Annotated in this window: 15 protein-coding genes; 3 read left to right on the top strand and 12 right to left on the bottom strand. The window is 64.5% G+C overall.

The features are described from left to right. Positions 1 to 2 precede the first annotated feature (2 nt). From AC07X6_RS20495 to flgB, 3 genes are read right to left on the bottom strand one after another with little or no spacing between them, the layout of a single operon-like run. A complete protein-coding gene (locus AC07X6_RS20495) occupies positions 3 to 698 on the bottom strand; it encodes a flagellar hook assembly protein FlgD (RefSeq protein WP_230539685.1) in 696 nt (231 codons plus the stop codon). 15 nt (positions 699 to 713) lie between these two features. Further along, a complete protein-coding gene (gene flgC, locus AC07X6_RS20490; protein ID WP_071075845.1) occupies positions 714 to 1115 on the bottom strand; it encodes a flagellar basal body rod protein FlgC in 402 nt (133 codons plus the stop codon). A 2-nt stretch (positions 1116 to 1117) separates the two neighbouring features. Beyond that, on the bottom strand, positions 1118 to 1570 hold the full coding sequence (flgB, locus tag AC07X6_RS20485; protein ID WP_086148193.1) for a flagellar basal body rod protein FlgB: 453 nt from the start codon (positions 1568 to 1570) through the stop codon (positions 1118 to 1120). Positions 1571 to 1761: 191 nt separating this feature from the next. Here flgB and flgA point away from each other — a divergent pair, with 191 nt between their 5' ends. The 3 genes from flgA to AC07X6_RS20470 all read left to right on the top strand — a co-directional run bounded on the left by flgA (position 1762) and on the right by AC07X6_RS20470 (position 3353). Continuing rightward, positions 1762 to 2457 carry a flagellar basal body P-ring formation chaperone FlgA gene (gene flgA / locus AC07X6_RS20480; protein ID WP_494792181.1) on the top strand — a complete coding sequence of 232 codons (696 nt, stop codon included), beginning with the start codon at positions 1762 to 1764 and terminating at the stop codon, positions 2455 to 2457. Positions 2458 to 2568: 111 nt separating this feature from the next. After that, positions 2569 to 2877 carry a flagellar biosynthesis anti-sigma factor FlgM gene (gene flgM / locus AC07X6_RS20475; RefSeq protein ID WP_034787161.1) on the top strand — a complete coding sequence of 103 codons (309 nt, stop codon included), beginning with the start codon at positions 2569 to 2571 and terminating at the stop codon, positions 2875 to 2877. An 8-nt stretch (positions 2878 to 2885) separates the two neighbouring features. Beyond that, a complete protein-coding gene (locus AC07X6_RS20470) occupies positions 2886 to 3353 on the top strand; it encodes a flagella synthesis protein FlgN (RefSeq protein ID WP_474292464.1) in 468 nt (155 codons plus the stop codon). A 19-nt stretch (positions 3354 to 3372) separates the two neighbouring features. Here AC07X6_RS20470 and AC07X6_RS20465 read toward each other — a convergent pair whose 3' ends face one another. From AC07X6_RS20465 to flhB, 9 genes are all read right to left on the bottom strand, one after another. After that, positions 3373 to 4227: a hypothetical protein gene (locus AC07X6_RS20465; protein ID WP_494792180.1), complete on the bottom strand. Its 855-nt coding sequence runs from the start codon at positions 4225 to 4227 to the stop codon at positions 3373 to 3375. Positions 4228 to 4299: 72 nt separating this feature from the next. Beyond that, positions 4300 to 4662 (bottom strand): translation initiation factor Sui1, encoded by a 363-nt coding sequence (locus AC07X6_RS20460; RefSeq protein ID WP_494792179.1) that lies wholly within the window; start codon positions 4660 to 4662, stop codon positions 4300 to 4302. 50 nt (positions 4663 to 4712) lie between these two features. Continuing rightward, positions 4713 to 5501 carry a flagellar motor protein MotD gene (gene motD / locus AC07X6_RS20455; protein ID WP_230539979.1) on the bottom strand — a complete coding sequence of 263 codons (789 nt, stop codon included), beginning with the start codon at positions 5499 to 5501 and terminating at the stop codon, positions 4713 to 4715. A gap of 16 nt (positions 5502 to 5517) precedes the next feature. Further along, positions 5518 to 6264: a flagellar motor protein gene (locus tag AC07X6_RS20450; RefSeq protein WP_099377957.1), complete on the bottom strand. Its 747-nt coding sequence runs from the start codon at positions 6262 to 6264 to the stop codon at positions 5518 to 5520. Continuing rightward, a complete protein-coding gene (locus AC07X6_RS20445; protein WP_230539690.1) occupies positions 6246 to 6977 on the bottom strand; it encodes an RNA polymerase sigma factor FliA in 732 nt (243 codons plus the stop codon). Before AC07X6_RS20445 ends, AC07X6_RS20450 begins: the two co-directional genes overlap by 19 nt. A 44-nt stretch (positions 6978 to 7021) precedes the next feature. Next, a complete protein-coding gene (locus tag AC07X6_RS20440) occupies positions 7022 to 7885 on the bottom strand; it encodes a MinD/ParA family ATP-binding protein (RefSeq protein WP_230539691.1) in 864 nt (287 codons plus the stop codon). Then, on the bottom strand, positions 7878 to 9206 hold the full coding sequence (gene flhF, locus AC07X6_RS20435; protein ID WP_077407863.1) for a flagellar biosynthesis GTPase FlhF: 1329 nt from the start codon (positions 9204 to 9206) through the stop codon (positions 7878 to 7880). Before flhF ends, AC07X6_RS20440 begins: the two co-directional genes overlap by 8 nt. Before the next feature lie 340 nt (positions 9207 to 9546). Beyond that, the gene (gene flhA, locus AC07X6_RS20430) at positions 9547 to 11643 is read right to left on the bottom strand and encodes a flagellar biosynthesis protein FlhA (RefSeq protein WP_230539692.1); all 2097 of its coding nucleotides are present in this window, start codon (positions 11641 to 11643) and stop codon (positions 9547 to 9549) included. Continuing rightward, the gene (gene flhB / locus AC07X6_RS20425; RefSeq protein WP_494792178.1) at positions 11640 to 12833 is read right to left on the bottom strand and encodes a flagellar biosynthesis protein FlhB; all 1194 of its coding nucleotides are present in this window, start codon (positions 12831 to 12833) and stop codon (positions 11640 to 11642) included. The genes flhA and flhB overlap by 4 nt, the downstream gene beginning before the upstream one ends. Between the last annotated feature and the right edge of the window lie 36 nt (positions 12834 to 12869).

The raw sequence follows: 12869 nt of genomic DNA, 5'->3' as shown, positions 1-12869 counted from the left end.
GCTTACAGAATCTGTTTCACGTCGGCCATGGTGATGCTGCCCACGCCCGGGACATTCAATTTCACGCCCTTCGCGCCCGTCGACACGCTGGCGACCGAACCGAACATCAGCGCCGTTGCATCCTTGAGCTTGGTGCCGCCGCGCGTGGCCTCCACCGCGAAGGTATACGCGCCGTCGGCCAGCACGACCGGCTTGCCGTCCTTGTCGAGGTCGGCGGTGGAGCCGTTCCAGCCCAGCGGCAAGGTACCGGCAGGCTGCGCGCCCAGGTCGATGGAATGGACTTCCTTGCCATCCTTGTAGATGATGACCTTGACCTTGTCGGCGGCCGTGGCAAGGTCCACGCCCAGCAGCGCGGCGCTCTTGCTCAGGTTGATATCCTTGCCTGCCGTCAACACGCCGTGGCCGATGATGTTGGCCGCCTGCATGGATTCGGCTTGCTGGTAGCTGGCTTTCAAGCTTTCCACGGTGGTATTGAGCTTGTTGACGCCCGTCACCGTGGACAGCTGGGCCAGCTGGCTGGTCAATTGCGCATTGTCCAGCGGATTCATCGGATCCTGATTTTTCAGCTGGGTGACCAGCAGGGTGAGGAATTTGTTCGTTTCCGCTTCGACACTGCCTGCCGCGGCCGTCGTCTTCTTCGGATTCATCGTCGCCATCAGGTCGGTGGTGACGGAGGTCGTGGTATCGATGGTTGCCATAATGATCAGTCAGCCTTACTGGCCGAGGGTAAGGGTTTTCAGGAGCAGCGACTTGGCCGCGTTCATGGTTTCCACGTTGGTCTGGTACGAGCGCGAAGCGGACAGCATGTTGACCATCTCGTCGACCGTATTCACGTTGGGCATGGTGACGTAGCCCTTCTCGTCGGCCAGCGGGTTCTTCGGGTCGTACACCAGCTTCATCGGCGACGGGTCCTCGATCACCTTCTGCACCTTGACGGCCGTGGCGCCGTTGGCCATGGGCACGGCTTCGAACACCACCTGCTTGGCGCGGTAGGCTTCGCCCGTGGCGCTGGTGGCGCTGTCGGCATTGGCCAGGTTGCTGGCCACCGTGTTCAGGCGCTGCGCCTGGGCGCTCATGGCCGAACCGGAAACATTGAAGATATTAAATAGCGACATGATTATTGTCCTCCCTGGATGGCCGTCAGCATGCCCTTGATCTGCGAATTGAGGAACGTGACGGCCGCCTCGTAGCGGATGGCATTGTCGGCAAAGGCGTTGCGTTCCAGGTCCATGTCGACCGTATTGCCGTCGACGGCGCCCTGGGCCGGCGCGCGGTACAGCAGCGGCGTGCCGTCGGCCAGGGTCTCGACCTTGCCGCCCGTGCTGCCGCCCACGGCGGCGGCCACGCCCTTGCCGGGCATATGCTGCGGCGCCGTGCCCTTCAGGGCCGGCGGCACGCCATCCTTGCGCGCCATCGCCCCCTTCAGGGCGGCGGCGAAATCGACGTCGCGCGCCTTGTAGTTGGGCGTGTCGGCATTGGCGATATTCGAGGCGAGCAATTCCTGGCGCGTCGAGCGCAGGCTCAGCGCCGTCTCGTTGAAGCGCATGTAATCGTCGAGTTTCCCTATCATGTCAGGCTCCGGAAAGATCTGCCACTGGCGCCCGAGATGGCGGAAGGATGGCGGTATAGTGATGACAGGAAACATAGTACGGCGCCCGCCCGCAAGGCCATCGCCGGATCAGACCATACTTTTACCCCTTAATCGGCGCTTCGAACGGGGCGGCGCGCACTATCATGGCACTATTCCAGAGGCCTATCACCATGAAAACACCGCTCGCTTTCCTCTTCGCTCTTGCCGCCCTGACGCCGTTGGCGCAGGCGCAGAACGCCGGCCGGCAAACGCCGGAAGCGCTGCGCAACAGCGTGGAACAATTCCTGCAAGTGCAAAGCAATGGATTGCCGGGCAAGGTGACGATCACCGTCGGCGCCGTCGATCCGCGCCTGAACCTGGCCGCCTGCCCCGCGCCGCAAGCGTTCATGGCACCGGGCGCCCGCGCCTGGGGCAAGACCACCGTGGGCGTGCGCTGCACGGCCCCGTCCAGCTGGACCATCTATCTGCAAGCGAACGTGGCCGTCGTAGGCGACTACGTGGCCAGCGCCGTGCCGCTGGCGCAAGGGCAAGCCATCGACGCCACACAACTGGTGACGATGCAGGGCGACCTGGCCGCATTGCCGGCAGGCATCGCCACCGACATGGCCCAGGTGGTGGGCGCCAGCACGAATATTTCCTTGCCGCCAGGCACGCCGATGCGCCTCGATACCCTGCGCCGCAAGCCGGTGGTGATGCAGGGCCAGCTGGTACGCGTCGTTTCCAGTGGCAACGGTTTCCAAGTGGCATCAGAAGGGCGCGCCATCGGCAGCGCCGGCGATGGCCAGACGGTGCAGGTACGCACGCAGAGCGGCCAGCAGATCAGCGGCGTGGCGCGGGCTGGCGGGCTGGTGGAGGTGGCGTTCTAAACACGGATGGATAGCGATATTGTAGTCTGGCGCACTAAAGTTCCTGGATAAGATGCCGATAAGAAGTCATATCCCGGAGTTTTTTGACTTCGACCAGACGAGGATCACGCTGTGAAAATTACCGACAACACCATTAAAAGCAATCCCGGCCTGCCGGTGGCGCCCGCGAGCACCTCCGGCGCCCGGAATGCCGAGAAAGCCCAGGCAACACCGACGACGTCGGACAATGTACGCCTGTCGCCGCAAGGACAGGCATTAGCGGCCAGTGCAACTGCCGGCAGCGGCGCCGTGTTCGACACGAAAAAAGTCGAACGCATCAAGCTGGCGATCGCCGACGGCCAGTTCCAGGTCAACTCTGAAAAAGTGGCGGACGGGCTCCTCGACACAGTCAAGGACTTGCTGCACTCACGAAATAGATAGGTTCCCTCATGCAATCAGTGACTCCGTTTTCCAGCCTGCGCGACGAGCAACAGCTCATGACCACATTGCTGGCATTGATGAAAGAAGAACAGCGGCATCTGGTTGCGGCTGACATCGATGCAATCACGGAGCTCACCGTACGCAAGACGGCACTCGTCGGACAACTGAGCCAGCTGGCGGCGCAACGCCACCAGGCGCTGGCGGCAGCCGGCTTCACGGCCGCCGAAGCGGGCATGGAAGACTGGCTGCCCGGCGCCAATGAAGCCGAAGCGGCGCCCCTGTGGAAAGCCCTGCTCGAGACCACGCGCGAAGCCAAGGAACAAAACCGCCTGAACAGCCTGCTCGTCAACAAGCACATGGTTCATACGCAAGGCGCCCTGAACGCCATGCGCCCCCCGGCCCAGAGCGGCAATTTCTACGGCCCCAGCGGCCAGGCGACGACAAACACGGCCAGCCGCCGCGTCGTCATCGGCTAGTCCCCCCTTCTTTGCCCGTTCAGCCGTGCGCGGGATGCCCCGTGTGCTGGCGGAATTTTGCCGCGATGGCCTGCCCCTTCGCCGCGGCGGCGGCTTGCTGCTCCGGCGTCAGTTCCGCCTGCAGCCAGTGCCAGTATTCATCCTGATACGGATTGGTGACGCCGGGCGCCAGGATATCGTCATACACGAGGCGCAGGGCCAGCAGATAGCCGTATGCTTGCGGCGCATCCTTCTGCACCACCTCGCCGTCGCGCAGATACGCCATCATCAGGGTAGCCACGCTGGAGAGTTCAGCCTCGTCCGCCTGCGCCGTCAGCTGGGCGATGGCTTGCCGCTTCCACGCCTGCACCAGCGGATCGTCGGGACGGTTGCGCAGGGCGCTGCGGTCGCCGAACGGCCCTTCCGACAGGAACAGGGTGGCCGCACCGGGCACGCCGCCTTGCGCGGCGCTGGCCAGGTAAGCCAGGCGATCGTCGCGCTGGCGCTGCGTCAGCCCCCCGCACAGCTGCTGCTGGGCTGCTTTTTCTTCCGCCGTCATCTCGCGTCCCAGCTCGAATTCCAGCCCCGGCAAGCGGTTTTCGCGCTGGAAGACGATGCAGTCGTCGATCAGGTTGAAGGCCGCATACGCGTCTTGCGCCCTGCCGCTGGCAGCCAGGCGTTCGAGCCGTTGCTCCAAGGAAACGACAACGGGCGCTTCAGCCGCAGGGACGGCGGCATCGATAGTCAAATACGATTCCAGGCTGCGTCCCGCCGGTGCGCTGGCGGCAGCGGTGGAAGATTCCGGCGCCCCGCCGCCGGGTGCGGGCCAGTACACGAGCGCCAGCACTGCCGCGATGGCAGCGGCGATGGCGATACTGGTGAATTTGACGTTCATGGTGAGGATGCGCGTGGACGGAAGCGCACGTTACCACAGGCCTGCGGCAGCGGGCCGCACGCCTGCGCAAGCTCAGCCGCCGGCCTTTTTCGGCTGGTGGCCCAGCTTGGCCAGCGCGGCCATCACCGTCTCGACGTGGTCGCCCTGCACTTCGATCACGCCATCCTTGACCGTGCCGCCCGAGCCGCACTGCGTGCGCAGCTGCTTGCCCAGCAGGGCCAGCGCGATGGCGTCCAGCGGCAAGCCTTTCACCACGGTGACGCTTTTGCCGCCGCGGCCCTTGGTCTGGCGCGACACGCGCACCACGCCGTCGCCGATTGGTGCCGCCTTCGCTTGCGCCTTGCACGCGCATTGCGCCAGCGGCTGGCGGCAGGCGGGGCACATGCGGCCCGTTTCAGTGGAATACACGAGACCGCCCAGGGAACTGCTTTTCATGATGAAGAGATAAAAAGGGAGAAGGCCGCGATTGTACCAAGCGCCGGGGGTCAGTTGGCGGGAGCCGGAGCAGGTGCTATGGGCGGCGTCGGCACTTCCGTCACCGTCTCGGGGATGCCCGACAAGATCGTCACGGCCACTCGGCGGTTGCGCGCACGCCCTTCCGGGGTTTCGTTGGGCGCCACGGGGATGTTGTCCGCGTGGCCGACGGCCGTCAGGCGCGTGGCCTTGACGCCGCTGGCGATGAACAAACGCACGACGGCGCTGGCGCGCGCGGCCGACAGTTCCCAGTTCGAGGCAAAGGTCGAATTGCTGATCGGCTGGACGTCCGTATGCCCTTCCACCTGCACGTCGTGCGTGTCATCCTTGAGCAGCACGGCGACGGCGCGCAAGGCCTGGTCCGACTCCGCCGTCAAGCCCGCCGCGCCCGGGTCGAACAGCACGCTGGCGTTGATTTCCACGCTCACGCCGCGGCTCGTCTGCGTCACGCGCACCTTGCCTTCCTTCACCAGCGGCGCCAGGGTAGATGTGAGGTCCTGCGCCAGGCGCGTCATGTGTTCGCGCTCGCGGCGGATGGCTTCCGTGCGGCGTTTCAGGGCGGGGTTCGGCAGCGGAATCGCCTGCGGCGCTTCCATGATGATGGGCGGCGCGCCCTTTTCCAGGCTGAAGGCCTGGCCGATGGCGTTCTGGAAGACGCGGTATTTGCCTTCGTTGACTTGCGAAATCGCATACATGACGACGAAAAAGGCGAACAGCAGGGTGATGAAGTCGGCGTACGAGATCAGCCAGCGGTCCTGGTTGTCCGGTTCCTCGTCATACTTCCTGCGCGCGCGCCGCATCATGGTCAGTGCTCGCTCAGTGCTCGTGAAGCAGGCTGGCGACGCGCTCTTCGATGATGCGCGTATGGTCGCCCGTGGCGATGTCGTACAGCACGGCGGCCGTGATTTCATACTGCAGCACGCGGCGCGAGACGATGGCCTTGAGTTTATTGGCCACCGGCAGGAACAGCAGGTTGGCCAGGCCCACGCCATAAATCGTCGAGACGAAGGCCACGGCGATGCCGCTGCCCAGCTTGCTCGGGTCGGTGAGGTTTTCCATGACGTGGATCAAGCCCAGCACGGCGCCCAGGATGCCGATGGTGGGTGAATAGCCGGCCGCCGATTCCCACACCTTGACGGCCTGGCGCTCGGCCATTTCATAGGCGGAGATTTCCACGTCGAGCAGCTGGCGCAGCTTGTCGGGCGCGATGCCGTCGACGATCATGCGCAAGCCCTTGGCATTGAAACGGTCGGCCGTGTTTTCCATCAGCCGTTCGAGCGCCAGCGGGCCGTCGCGGCGCGCCGTCAGGCTCCATTGGCCGATGTCGCGCGCCAGCGCGGCCCGGGTGTCGGACGGCGGCAAGAACACCCAGCGCAGCATTTCCAGGCCGCGCACGAAGGTGCGCAGGCGCGTCTGCAGCAGCACGGCGCCGAAGGTGCCGACGATGACGATGGCGAAGGCGGCCGGCTGCAGCAGGGAGGCCATCTTGCCGCCTTCCAGTGCCTGGCCGACCAGCAGGCCCGCCAGCGCCAGCGCCAGCCCGATTACGCTGGACCAGTCCACGCCAGCTCCCTCAAGGTTGCGCGCAGGCGCGCGACGGCCTGGGTATGCAGCTGCGAGACGCGCGATTCCGATACGCCCATCACCGCGCCGATCTCCTTCAGGTTCAGCTCTTCTTCGTAATACAGGCCCATGAGTATTTTCTCGCGTGGCGGCAGCGCGTCGATGGCATCGATCACGGATTGCCGGAAATCGGTGTCGAGCAGGGAACGCAAGGGGTCGCTGCCCTCGTCCACGCAGTGGCGGTCGAGGAAGCTGTCATTGCCGTCCGGATCATGAAAGTCTTCGTAGTACACCAGCTGGTGGCCGCCGCCGTCGCCCAGCATTTCCTGGTAGTCGGCCAGCGACATTTTCAGCAGTTTCGCCACTTCCGACTCCGTCGGCGGGTGGCCCAGGCGCTGCTGCAGGATGCTCATCGCCTCTTCGATCTTGCGCATGTTCTGGCGCATGCTGCGCGGCAGCCAGTCGCTGGTGCGCAATTCGTCGAGCATGGCGCCGCGGATGCGCAGCACGGCATACGTCTCGAACTGCGCGCCATGCGTCTCTTCATAGCGGGTAATGGCATCGAGCAGGCCGATCATGCCGGCCTGGATCAGGTCATCGACCTCGACCGAAGGCGGCAATTTCGCCTTCATATGGTGCGCCAGACGCTTCACCAGCGGAATATGCTCCGTCAGCAAATAGTCCTTGTTCGATTTCCCTTTGACCGTGTACATAGGCTGCTTATTGTTTTAACTGCTATCGTGTGCGGATGATGGAATCAGGCGCTGAACTGGTGCGGGCTCCCCGTCTGGTACAAGGTACCGCCGAGCACCGGCGCCGCCGAACGGGCCAGCCGCTCGGCCAGACCGCGAAACGCCACCGAGGCGCCCGCCAGCGGAAACGCATCGACCACGCTGCGGCCCAGACGCGCCGCGCGGTGCAGATACTCATCGGCAGGCACCGACCCCATCGAGGTCAGCTTCACGGCCAGGTAACGGCTTGCCGCCTGCGCCATATTATCGTACACCACTTTTGCCTCGGATTCGGAAGCGCCGGTGACGAGAATGCCGAACGGACGGCGCCCCAGCTCCTGGCTCAGGCGCTTGATCAGGCAGTAGGCCGCCTTGATCGAGGTGGCGCTGGTCGACACTTGCACCACGATATCCGACGAAGCCATCAGCGGCACGGGGAAGCAGTCGCCCTCGTCGGCCACGACGCCGTCGACCAGCACGATGCCGCTCTGGCGCGCCAGCACCTCGAAAGTCTTGCCCAGGCGGCGCAGTTCATCCGCGCCCGCATAATCCATGCTGTCCATCAAATGGTTGCGCGCGCCCAGGCTGGCCACGCCGAAGCCTTGCGGCACCTGGTGGATGACCTGGTTCAAGCCGCACTGCTGGCGCGCCACGTCGCGCAGGCTGGCGCCGTGCGCCAGGCCCAGGCGCGATGCCACGCCATCGCTGCCGCCGCTGGCGTCGAGCAGCAGCACGTCATTGCCGCCGTAGACGAGCGAAGCGCCCAGGTTGACCAGCATGGCGCCCTTGTCGTCCTGCGGCGTGGCCGAGAGGAACGTCATGACGCGCGGCTGCGGGCCGGCCAGCATGCGGCGCAAGCCTTCGGCCTGGTCGAAATCGAAATTAGCCAAGGTGCACCCCGCGCGCTTCATTGTTGCGGGCGGCCGCCTGCGCCATCAGCAGCGGCAGTTCGGCATCGGAAAACTGCGTCGCCGCCGCATCGCGCTTGAGCTTGAAGGCGCGGTCGATCAGGTAGCCGCGGTCGGCCAGGTACAGGTCTTCCGGCACGCGCTGGCCGTTCGACACATAAAACAGGTTCAGCTTCTGGCGGATCACCACGTCGAGCACATTGCCGATCGAGGCCGCTTCATCGAGCTTGGTCATGATGCAGCCGGCCAGGCCGCTGCCCTGGTAGGCCCGCACCACTTCGTTCAGCGTTTCCTGCGTCGCCGTGGAGTTCAGGCACAGCAGGCGCTTCACGTCGGCGCCGGCGCCCGACAGCATGGCTACCTGCTCCGTCACCATCTGGTCGCGCTGGCTCACGCCCACCGTATCGATCAGCACCGTGTGCTTGTTTTTCAATTCTTTCAGGGCGATGCGCAAGTCCGCCTCGTCCTTCACCGAATGCACCATCACGCCGAGGATCTTGCCGTAGATGCGCAGCTGTTCGTGCGCGCCGATACGATAGGCGTCCGTGGTGATCAGGGCCAGTTTTTCGGGGCCATGGCGCATCACGCAGCGCGCCGCCAGCTTGGCCGTGCTGGTGGTCTTGCCGACGCCGGTCGGGCCCACCAGGGCGAATACGCCGCCCTGCTCCAGCATGGCGTCTTCGTTGGCCACAGTATTGAGGTTGCGGCTCAGGACCGTCTTGATCCAGCGCATGCTTTGCGCGCCGTCGAGGCCGGCCGGCAGCTTGTCGATCAGGTAGCGCGCCAGGCTGGCCGAGAAGCCGGCGGCCAGCATTTCGCGCAGCACCACGGCTTTTTGCGGCTCGCGCTGCTGCGTCGAGCCCCACGAGATTTCCGCCAGCTGGGTTTCCATCATGCCGCGCATGGCGCGGATTTCATTCATCATGCCGCTCATTTCGGCGGCGGCGTTTTCCTTGACGTGCGCCAGCGCGCTGGCCATCATCTGCTGCATGCGGGCCATGTCCACTGGCTCGGAGGCAGCCTGGCGCGGTGCGGCGGGACGTGGCGCGGCCGGGCGCTGGGCCGGGGCGGCCGCACGCTGCGGCGTGGCGAACTGGGTCTGCAACTGGGGACGGGGCTGGGCCATTTCGGAGGCGGCCGGCGGCGACGCCAGCGAAGCGGCATCGTCATTGGCCAGCGCGAGGATTTCCACCACGCCATCGGCCTGGCGGTTCGACAGGATCACGGCATCGGGGCCCAGCGCTTCGCGCACCTTGCGCAGCGCATCGCGCGACGAGGCGCCCGTAAATTTCTTCACATTCATGACCGGCCTCCCGGGGCGGGGGTGGCGCAATATGGGCTGAACTGTGTGACCATCATCGACTCCTGTTGCTTGAGTGCTGTCTTCCACATGGACACAGATCACCCGGACAGTTTCCATTATTAGCGATGCTTGGAGGAAATGATCGAAGGAACAGGACGGGAAAGTACCCGTTATTCAGTTTGCCAGTAGGAAATTGATGAAAAAATAAGCAAAAAGGTGGCAGGGACCGTCGTCAGGTGACCGACATCCCCCATTCAAAACCCCAAGGCGGCAACTGGGGTCGAACCCTGAGGGTTCGACCCCGGCCCTTCGCCTGGGTTTGCGGTCTTAACGATGCCGACTATTGCGCCCCCACCAGCGCCGTGACGCGGATCGTCTTGGTTTCCGGCACTTCCGCATGCGACAGCACTTTGAGCTGCGGCAAGGCGCGGCGCAGGAAGCGCGACAGCAAGGCGCGCAGCGGCGCCGGCACCAGCAGCACCGGCGTCAGCCCCAGCGCTTCCTGCTGTTGGGCCGCCAGGCCCGCCTGGTGCGCGATGGTGTCGGCCAGGCCCGGTTCGATGCCGGCGCCGTCGCCGCCATTGCCCATCGCTTGCATCAGCAAACGCTCCAGGCGGCTGTCCAGGGTCATCACGGACAGTTCGGCCGAGCCGGGGAACAGTTGCTGCACGATGGCGCGGCCCAGGGCCACGCGCACCAGCGCCGTCAGGTCGTTCGGGTCTTGCGTGCTGACCGTGTGCTCGGCCAGGGTTTCGATGATGGTGCGCATGTCGCGGATGTGCACGCCCTCGGCCAGCAGGTTCTGCAGCACCTTTTGCAGGGTCGACAAGGACAGCATCTTCGGCACCAGGTCTTCCACCAGGCGCGGCGACTCCTTGCCCAGGTGGTCGAGCAGCGACTGCACCTCGGCGCGGCCCAGCAGCTCCGACGCGTGCGAGGTAATCAGATGGTTCAGGTGCGTGGCCACCACGGTGCCCGCATCGACCACCGTGTAGCCCATCGATTGCGCCTGGTCGCGCAGGCTGGCGTCGATCCAGGTGGCGGGCAGGCCAAAGGCGGGGTCGCTGGTGCTCAGGCCGGGCAAGGTGCCGCTGGCCATGCCGGGATTAATCGCCAGGAACTGGCCGTTGAACGCTTCGCCCACGCCCACCTCCACGCCCTTGAGGGTGATGCGGTAGGCCGACGGCTTCAATTCCAGGTTGTCGCGGATATGCACGGGTGGCGCCAGGAAGCCCACTTCCTGGGCGAATTTCTTGCGGATGCCTTTGATGCGTTTGAGTAATTCGCCGCCCTGGGTCTTGTCGACCAGGGGAATCAAACGGTAGCCCACTTCCAGGCCCAGGGTATCGACCGGCATGATGTCTTGCCAGCTGGCTTCTTCCTGCTCGGGCGCCACGGTCGCTTGCGGCACCTCGGCCGGCTTCTCGGCCGCCTCTTTTGCCTGCTCCCGCTTCTTGCTGATCAGATAGGCGGAACCGGCCAGCAATGACGCCAGCAGGATGAAGACCATGTTCGGCATGCCGGGGATCAGGCCCATGCCGCCGATGATGCCGGCGGTAATGTACAGCACTTGCGGTTTCGCAAACAACTGGCCCACCAGCTGGGTGCCGATGTCCTGTTCGCTGGCCACGCGCGAGACGACGATACCGGCCGCCGTGGAAATGATCAGCGAAGGAATCTGCGCCACCAGGCCGTCACCGATGGCCAGCAGGGTGTAATTCTTGAGCGCATCGGCAAAGCCCATGTCGTGCTGCAGCAAACCCACCAGCAAGCCGCCGACGATATTGATGACGGTAACCATGATGCCGGCGATGGCGTCGCCGCGCACGTATTTGCTGGCACCGTCCATGGCGCCATAGAATTCCGCTTCCTGCGCCACTTCCGTGCGGCGGCGGCGCGCTTCGTCTTCGCCGATCAGGCCGGCGTTCAGGTCGGCATCGATGGCCATCTGTTTACCAGGCATCGCGTCCAGCGCGAAGCGGGCGCCCACCTCGGCGATACGGCCCGCGCCCTTGGTCACGACGGTAAAGTTGATGATGGTCAAAATGATAAACACGACGATACCGACCGTGTAGTTGCCGCCAATCAAGAAGTGACCGAACGCTTCGATCACTTTACCGGCCGCATCGGCGCCCGTATGGCCTTCCGTCAGCACCACGCGCGTGGAGGCCACGTTCAGCGACAGGCGCAGCATGGTCGAGACGAGCAAAATAGTCGGAAAAGCCATGAAATCGAGCGGCTTGACCGTGTACAGCGCCGTCAGCAGCACGATGATGGACAGCGCAATATTAAAGCTGAAGAAAATGTCGAGGATGAAGGCGGGCAGCGGCAGCACCATCATCGCCAGCAGCATGATGATGATGACCGGCGCGGCGATGCCCTTGCTGGCGTTGTTGCTCATTCCGCTGAGCCAGGCTGGCAATCTCAGGCCGTTCATGGTGTACTTCCTTTATTCTTGTCTGCCGCGCCGGCTGCGGGCGGCGTCTGCGATGCGGGGTCGAGCGGGTCGAGCTCGGGCGGCACGTCGAGTTTTTTCGGCTTGTCGGGACGCTCGCCCTGGCCCTTGCCATAGCTGCGCAGCTGGAACACGTAGGCCAGCACTTCGGCCACGGCGCCGTACAGCGCCTCGGGAATCTCGTCGCCGATGTCCGTGTGCTTGTACAGCGCGCGCGCCAGGGCCGGCGCTTCCAGGATGGCGACCTTGTGTTCGCCAGCCAGTTCGCGGATCTTCGCCGCCACCTCGTCGATGCCCTTGGCCACCACCTGCGGCGCGCCGCGCGAATTTTCGCCGTATTTCAGCGCCACCGCATAGTGGGTCGGGTTGGTCACCACCACGTCGGCCGTCGGCACGTCGGCCATCATGCGGCGGCGCGACATTTCATGCTGCATCTGGCGGATCTTCGCCTTGATCTGCGGATTGCCGTCCGACTCCTTCGCCTCTTGCTTGACTTCCTGCAGTGACATTTTCATCTTGTTGGCGTAGTGCCACATCTGATACGGGCCGTCGATGGCGGCGATCAGGCCCAGCGCGCCGACGATCAGCAAAAAGGCCGTGATCAGCAGGCTGATCAGGTGAGCCGAACCGGCGCGCAGGGATTCCACCGACAGGCCCAGCACGGCATCTTTTTGGTGCTGCATCACCATCCAGGCGACGACGCCGACGACGAGGGTCTTGGCGATGGCCTTGAGCAACTCCACCAGGGCATTCTTCGAAAACATATTGCCCAGGCCGCGAATCGGGTTGAGCTTGCCGAAATTGGGGGTGAACGCCTTGGAACTGAACAGCCAGCCGCCCACCAGCACGGGCGACGCCAGCGCGACGAGCATGATGGCCAGCGCGTACGGCAGGCAAGTGAGCAGGACCGAACCCACGTCGTAGCCAATACGCAACATCATCGCGTCGGGATTGAGTATCTGCTCCCGGTCCAGCGACAGGCCGGAAACCATGACGGCCGTCAGCCGCCGCACGATGGCGTCGCCGGCAAACCACAGGCAGCAGCCGGACGCCATCAACACAGTGAACGTTGCCACTTCACGCGATCGCGGAACGTCGCCTTCCTCACGCGCCTGCTCGAGGCGCTTCGGTGACGCGGCTTCGGTCTTTTCTGCGTCGCTGTCTTCCGACATCAATCAACTCCGGTGAAGTCCTGCAGCCTGGCTAGG

The organism is Janthinobacterium sp. GW460-12-1-14-LB5, from assembly GCF_059423585.1.
The sequence above is the reverse complement of the archived record's forward strand: the minus strand, read 5'-3'. Positions and strand labels throughout refer to the sequence as shown.